At 70.9% G+C, this 7448-nt stretch carries 4 protein-coding genes; 3 read left to right on the top strand and 1 reads right to left on the bottom strand.

Going from position 1 to position 7448, the window contains the following annotated elements:
* Positions 1-2557: hypothetical protein (locus DEJ21_RS18355; RefSeq protein ID WP_181435916.1), on the top strand; the 2557-nt coding region annotated here is incomplete at its 5' end.
* Between the two features lie 81 nt (positions 2558-2638).
* On the opposite strand, the gene DEJ21_RS14550 is transcribed toward DEJ21_RS18355, so the two are convergent.
* Positions 2639-3925: a glycosyltransferase gene (locus tag DEJ21_RS14550; protein ID WP_181435915.1), complete on the bottom strand. Its 1287-nt coding sequence runs from the start codon at positions 3923-3925 to the stop codon at positions 2639-2641.
* 138 nt (positions 3926-4063) lie between these two features.
* On the opposite strand from DEJ21_RS14550, the gene DEJ21_RS14545 reads away from it, so the two are divergent.
* Positions 4064-6550, top strand: a complete 2487-nt coding sequence (locus tag DEJ21_RS14545) for a glycosyltransferase (protein WP_071405761.1) — start codon at positions 4064-4066, stop codon at positions 6548-6550.
* Positions 6547-7293 carry a polyprenol monophosphomannose synthase gene (locus tag DEJ21_RS14540; RefSeq protein WP_111031898.1) on the top strand — a complete coding sequence of 249 codons (747 nt, stop codon included), beginning with the start codon at positions 6547-6549 and terminating at the stop codon, positions 7291-7293. The genes DEJ21_RS14545 and DEJ21_RS14540 overlap by 4 nt, the downstream gene beginning before the upstream one ends.
* Positions 7294-7448: the final 155 nt, after the last annotated feature.

Below are 7448 nucleotides of genomic sequence, written 5' to 3'. Positions count from 1 at the left end.
CCGCACCACCCGTTCCCCCCGAGCAGCCCGCTCCCGTCGTTCCCTCCGGAGCTCCCTCGCCCTGGTGGCGGCCTTCGCCGTCGCGGTGAGCGGCCTGACCTTCGGCACGGTGCTCGCGGAGCAGACGACGACCCAGTCGGCCTCGGCCGCGGTCGCCTCGGACTTCGACCCGGGCAACATCATCAGCGACGCGAACTTCTACAACGGCTCGGCGATGAACGCCGCCGCCGTGCAGTCGTTCCTGACGAGCGTCGCGCCGAACTGCCGGAAGTCGTCGAGCGGACCCGCCTGCCTGAAGGACTTCTCGCAGAAGATGAGCTCGATCGGCGCCGTCTCCGGCCGGTGCGCGGCCATCGCTGGTGGCACCAAGTCGGCCGCGACGATGATCGCCCAGGTCGGTGCCGCGTGCGGCATCAGCCAGAAGGTGCTCCTCGTGCTCCTGCAGAAGGAGCAGGGCATCGTCACGACGTCCTCGCCGACGTCCTACATGTACCTGCACGCCACCGGCTTCGCGTGCCCGGACACCGCCCCGTGCGACCCGGCGTACTTCGGCTTCGGCCAGCAGGTCTACGCAGCGGCCCTGCAGTTCAAGCGGTACCAGGCGTCGCCGACCTCGTGGGCGTACCAGGCGGGCCGGACGAACTCGATCCTGCTCAACCCGAACGCGGCCTGCGGTCGGAAGTCCGTCTACATCCAGAACCAGGCCACCGCGAGCCTGTACATCTACACCCCGTACACCCCGAACGCCGCGGCCATGTCGAACCTCTACGGCTCCGGTGACAGCTGCTCCGCCTACGGCAACCGCAACTTCTGGCGCATGTACACCGACTGGTTCGGTGCTGCGGCCGGCGGCGGCAACCCCTACGGCGACGTCGACTCCGTGACCGCGACCTCCACCTCGTCGATCACGGTCACCGGCTGGGCGGCCGACCCGGACACCACCAACGCCCTGCGCGTCGCGTTCTACGTCGACGGCGCCGGCGCGAAGACCGTCACGGCGGACAAGACCCGGAGCGACCTCGCCGGCACCCTCGGCGCGAACAACACCCGCCACGGGTTCTCGGCCGAACTGACCGGGCTGAGCCTCGGCAAGCACTCCGTCTGCAGCTACGCCATCAACCAGGGCCGCGGGGCGAACACCCTGCTCGGCTGTTACACCCGGACCATCACGAGCGCGGCCCCCAAGGGCGTCCTCGACTCGGTGACCGGTGGCGTCGGCACGATCTCGGCCACCGGCTGGGTCCTCGACCCCGACTCGTCCAAGCCCGGCTCGTGGAAGATCCTCGTCGACGGCGTGAGCAAGGCGACCGGCACGGCGGACAAGACCCGCACCGACGTGGCGAAGGTCTACCCCGGCGTCGGCAGCACCCTCGGCTTCTCGAAGACGATCGGCGGCATCAGCGCGGGCTCGCGCGCGGTGACGCTGTACGTGATGGACAAGCCCGGCACGAAGTACGTGAAGGTCGCGTCGAAGTCGGTCGTCGTGGACGCCCCGACCACCGGCAAGACCGGCAAGACCGGTGCCGTGCGCGGGTCGTACGACTCCGTCACCGGCGGCGTCGGCACGGCCACCGTGCGCGGCTGGGCGATCGACCCGGACGTGTGGGACCCGGTCAAGTACAAGATCCACGTCGACGGCGTGAGCACGAACAGCGGGGTCGCGGACGCCACCCGCACCGACGTCGAGGCGACGCACCCGACGTGGGGCTCCGACGTCGGTCTGACGCTCCGGCTCACCGGCCTGAAGGCGGGCAAGCACACCGTGCGCGTCTACTTCCAGGACCTGCAGGGCGGCAAGTACGTCAGCTTCGGCACCAAGTCCGTGACCGTGACCGCCGCGTCGACCGCCGAACCCGACGCGTCGGGGACGACCGGCAAGACGGGCAAGACCGGCTCGGTCAAGGGTGCGTTCGAGTCCGTGGTCGGTGGCGTGAACAGCGCCACGGTGCGCGGCTGGGCGATCGACCCCGACGTCTGGGACCCCGTCGCCTACAAGATCCACGTCGACGGTGTCGCCATCGCCCCCGGGACCGCGAACGCGAAGCGGACCGACGTCGAGGCCGTGCACCCCGCGTGGGGCTCCGACGTCGGCCTCTCGCTGAAGATCCCCGGGCTGACCGCCGGCACGCACAGCGTGCGCGTGTACTTCCGGGAGCTGCCGAGCGGCACGTACAAGAGCTTCGGCACGAAGAGCGTGACGGTCACCGACCCGCCGACCACCGGCAAGACGGGCAAGACCGGCTCGGTCAAGGGCCTGTACGAGTCCGTCACCGGCGGCACGGGCACCATCACCGTGGCCGGCTGGGCGATCGACCCGGACGTCTGGGACCCGGTCAAGTACAAGATCCACCTGGACGGCGTCGCCGTCTCGCCGGGCACCGTCAACGCGACCCGCACCGACGTGCAGGCCGTGCACCCGGACTGGGGTTCGGACGTCGGGCTGTCGCGGAAGTTCACCGGGGTGAAGAAGGGCACGCACACCGTGCGCGTCTACTTCCAGGACCTGCCGAGCGGCACCTACAAGAGCTTCGGCACGAAGAGCGTCACCGTGCAGTAGACGGTCACCACACGACGGACGGGAGGCCCGGTACCAGCTGGTACCGGGCCTCCCGTCCGTCGTGGGTCGCGTCGACCGCCGTCAGCGGCGCGCGCGCCGCGCCATCAGGCCCACGCCGTGCAGCAGCCGGTACTCGGGGGAGCGCGTGAGGCCCTCGAAGCGGGCCGCGATCTGGTCGCGCTCCGCCTCGGCCAGGCGACGGGCGGTGTCGTACGCGCCGACCTTCTGCTCCGACGCGACCAGGCGAGCGTTGATGTCGTGCACGCCGGCCAGGTGGACGTCGCGGTCGTGCTCGGTCTGCCGGAGCGTCTCGCGCTGGGCGGTGGCCCACCGCAGGAACGCGCCACGCTCGCCGCTCCGGCCCGAGGCGGCGGCGACGGCGGCGTCGAGCGACGGACCGACCTGTTCGGCGCGGCTGCGGAACGAGTGCCGCTCGACCACGACGGCGCGGAGCCGGGCGACCAGGGCGGTGCGCTCGTCGCGGGGCATCGCGAGCACGCGCTCGAGCGAGTCGGCGTCGTCGAACACCGGCACGTCGGACAGGCCGAGCTCGTCGAGCCCGAGCGCGCAGTCGGTGACCGGCAGTGCACCGGACGCGAGCGACTCGTACAGGCGGGAGTTCAGGGTGCCGTACTCGGCGGCCGGCTCGATGACGTCGTCGACGACGAAACCGGCGGCGCGGTAGACCTCGGGCAGGGCGAAGTAGGACACGGCCGGGCGGAGCTCGACGCCCGCGGAGGCCTCGACGTGGTCGACGTTCGCGGCGAACCAGACGACCGGTTCGGCCGGGGCGACCTCGGCGAGGACGTCCTGCACCCGGCGGCGGACGCCCCAGAAGTTGACGGTGGTCACGGCGCGGTCCGTGCGCTCGCGCGGCGCGGGGGCGTCGGTCGTGAACAGCTCGGTGTCGACGCCGATCGGCACCACCTCGACGGGGCCGGAGTACGCGGCCGCGATCGCGTCGCGGGCGATCCCGGACGACGTCCAGACCGCGTCGAACTCGTCGAGGTACGGCAGGGCTGCCCACTTGGCGGTCCAGTTCCGCACCCACGCCACCAGGGCGGTGCCGGCGGGGACGTACCCGGGCACGAAGGACTCGATCATGCTGACCACGACGGCGGTGTCGGCGGGGAGCTCCTCGCCCCAGCGCTCGAGCGGCCACATCGCGACGCCCCAGCCCTCGGCCCGGAGCGCCCGTGCCAGCCCGAGCGCGACGAACAGGTCGCCCTTGCCCTCGGCCGGGTCGGCGGTCGACACCGCGAAGCGGATCGTGCCGCGGGGGCCCTCGGCGTGCTCGTCGGCCGCGAGGGCCGCGTAGTCCTCGCGGAGGGGAGAGGACATGGGGGTGCTCGGGATCACTGCGGTCACGCACGCCATTCTGCACGAATCCGCAGCGGCGGCAGGGAGTCCCTGGGCGCGCCTTGTAGGGTGTCATCGGCCCGCGGCACCCCGTTGGCCGACCCATCGACCCGCGCCCGGTGCGCGGCAGCTGCTGGAGGAACTCGCGTGACAGAGCGCAAGCCGGGAGTCGTGTCCGTCATCCTCGTGAACTACAAGGGCACGGACGACACCCTGACGAGCATCGCGGAACTCCGCAAGCAGGACTGGCCGCAGGACAAGCTCGAGGTGATCGTCGTCGAGAACGGTTCGGGCCCCGAGCACCTCGGGCGTCTGAAGGCCTCGAGCCTCGACTTCACCCTGATCGACGCGGGTGCGAACCTCGGGTTCACCGGGGGGTGCAACCTCGGCGTCGAGAAGTCCTCCGGCGAGGTCGTGGCGTTCCTCAACAACGACGCCCGCCCGGACACCGGCTGGGTGCGCGAGGCGATGGCCACCTTCGCCTCCGGTGCCGACATCGGCGCCGTCGCCTCGAAGGTCCTCGACTGGGAAGGCGTCAACGTCGACTTCACCGAGGCCGCGATGACCTGGTACGGCATGGGCTACAAGCCCTTCGCCGGGTCGCCGGACACCGGCCGGTGGGAGAGCGAGACCGACGTCCTGTTCGGCACCGGCGCCGCGATGTTCATCCGCGCCGAGCTCTTCGAGCAGCTCGACGGCTTCGACGACCGCTACTTCATGTTCTACGAGGACGTCGACCTCGGCTGGCGGCTCAACCTGCTCGGCTGGCGCTTCCGGTACCAGCCGAAGTCGGTCGCGTTCCACAAGCACCACGCGTCGATGAACAAGTTCGGCGACTTCCGCGAGACCTACCTGCTCGAGCGGAACGCACTGTTCACGCTCTACAAGAACCTCGGTGACGAGCAGCTCGCCGCGGCGCTCCCCGGTTCCCTGGCACTCGCCGTCCGCCGTGCCGTGGGCCGGGGGGAGCTCGACTCCACCGAGCTCGACCTGCGCAACCCCGGCGACGACAGCGTCCCGACCATCCCGGTGCCGAAGACGAGCATGGCGGGCATCTACGGCGTCGACCAGTTCGTCGAGCAGCTGCCGTCGATGACCGAGTCCCGCCGCCAGATCCAGGCGACCCGCGTCCGGTCCGACCGTGAGCTCCTCCGCCTGTTCGGCAACCGCGACGAGCCCGCGTACCCGATCGAGAACTACCTGGCCGGCTACGACAAGATCGTGCACTCCCTCGGCGTGCTCGAGGTCGGTACCCGTCGCCGCGTCCTCATCATCACGGGCGACTCGATCGGCGCCAAGATGGCCGGTCCGGCGATCCGTGCCACGCAGATGGCCAAGCAGCTGGCGTCCGAGCACGACGTCCGCGTGGTCAGCCTGACCCGCTCGTCGCCGATCGACCCGTCGTACGAGGTCGTCACGGTCCCGCACCGCCACCCGCGCCAGATGGTCGAGCACGAGGGCTGGGCCGACGTCATCATCGTGCAGGGCCACGCGCTCCGGCTGTTCCCGGTGCTCGAGTCGACCAGCAAGATCCTGGTCGTCGACGTCTACGACCCGCTGCACCTCGAGCAGCTGGAACAGGGCCGTAGCGACGACGTCGACAAGTGGAACCGCCAGATCCTCGACGCCTCGGACACGCTGAACCACCAGCTCGAGCTCGGCGACTACTTCATCTGCGCCTCCGAGCGCCAGCGGATGTTCTGGCTCGGGCAGCTCGCCGGCTCCGGCCGCGTGAACGCCCGCACGTACTCGCGCGACGCCGACCTGCGCTCGCTCATCGGCGTCGTGCCGTTCGGCCTGTCCTCGACGCCGCCGGTCCACGACCAGCAGCGCGTCAAGGGCGTCGTGCCGGGCATCGGCAAGAACGACAAGCTCGTCGTCTGGGGCGGTGGGATCTACGACTGGTTCGACCCGATCACCCTGGTCCGCTCGATCGCCCAGCTCGCCGAGCGCCGCCCGTCGGTGAAGCTCTTCTTCATGGGCGTGCAGCACCCGAACCCCGACGTCCCCGAGATGGACATCGTCGCGAAGGTCCGCGCCGAGGCCGACGCGCTCGGTCTCACCGGCAAGCACGTGTTCTTCAACGACCAGTGGATCCCGTACGAGGAGCGCGGCGCATACCTGCTCGAGGCCGACGCCGGCGTCTCGACGCACTACGAGCACCTCGAGACCACCTTCTCGTTCCGGACCCGCATCCTCGACTACCTGTGGGCACGTCTGCCGATCGTCACGACGGCCGGCGACTCGTTCGGTGACCTCGTCGCAGAAGAGAAGCTCGGCATCGCGGTGCACGAGCAGGACATCGACGGACTGGCCACCGCGCTCGAGACGGCGCTCTTCGACAAGAAGGCCCGCACGGAGTTCATCGGCAACGTCGACCGCGTGCGCGAGCAGTTCACGTGGGAGAACGTCCTCGCCCCCCTTGTCGAGTTCTGCCGGAACCCGATCCGCGCTGCGGACAAGTCCGTGCGCGACACCGCGTCGTCGATCGAGCCGCACAAGATGCGCGTCCGCGTCCCGGAGCGCAAGAAGCTCTCCGGCGTCCGCTACGACCTCGGCCGTGCCGTGCACTACCTGCGCACCGAGGGACCCCGGAGCGTCGCCGGCAAGGTGAAGCGGCGCCTGAACCGGTGACCCCGGGGGAGACCACCGCCCTCGTCATCGTCCCGACGTACGACGAGGCCGAGAACATCCGTGCGATCACCGCCGCCGTGCTGGCGGCGGTGCCCGGTGCCCACGTGCTCGTCGTCGACGACGGCAGCCCGGACGGCACGGGGGACATCGTGCGGTCCCTGGCGGCCGCGGACGACCGTGTGCACCTGCTGCAGCGCTCCGGCAAGCTCGGGCTCGGCACGGCGTACGTCGCCGGGTTCCGGTGGGGTCTGGAGCGTGGGTACCCGCTGCTGGTCGAGATGGACGCCGACGGCTCGCACCCGGCCGACCGGTTGCCGGCCCTGGTCGACGCCGTGACCGCGTCCGACGACGTCCTGCTCGCCATCGGGTCCCGCTGGGTCCCCGGTGGGTCGGTCGTCGACTGGCCGCTCCGGCGCCAGGCGCTCAGCCGCGGGGCCAACACCTACGCCCGCCTGGTGCTCGGGCTCGACGTGCGGGACATCACCGCCGGCTACCGCGTGTACCGCTCGTCGGCGATCGCGCGGATGGACCTCGGGTCGGTGGACTCGAAGGGGTACTGCTTCCAGGTGGACATGACGCTGCGCGTGGACGCCCTCGGCGGACGCATCGTCGAGGTGCCCATCCGCTTCCGTGACCGCGTGCACGGCGTCTCCAAGATGAGCCGGTCCATCGTCCTCGAGGCGATGCTCCGCGTCACCCAGTGGGGCGTGCAGCGCCGCCTCGGTCGCCGCACGCGCCCGTAGCGCGCTCGCTTCGTGAGCAGGAACGGTCGGGTCGCCTCCGCGGAAGCGACCTTTCCTGCTCACGATGCGCGGGCCCGGAACGCTGGGCGCGACGGCCTGGAGGCGCGGTGCGGGGCCGCAACGGGCCTCCAGGCCGGCGGTGGGTCGCGCCGTAC

It is taken from the genome of Curtobacterium sp. MCSS17_006, from assembly GCF_003234215.1.
GTDB classification, from domain to species: domain Bacteria; phylum Actinomycetota; class Actinomycetes; order Actinomycetales; family Microbacteriaceae; genus Curtobacterium; species Curtobacterium flaccumfaciens.
This window is presented reverse-complemented; position numbering and strand designations above follow the sequence as displayed.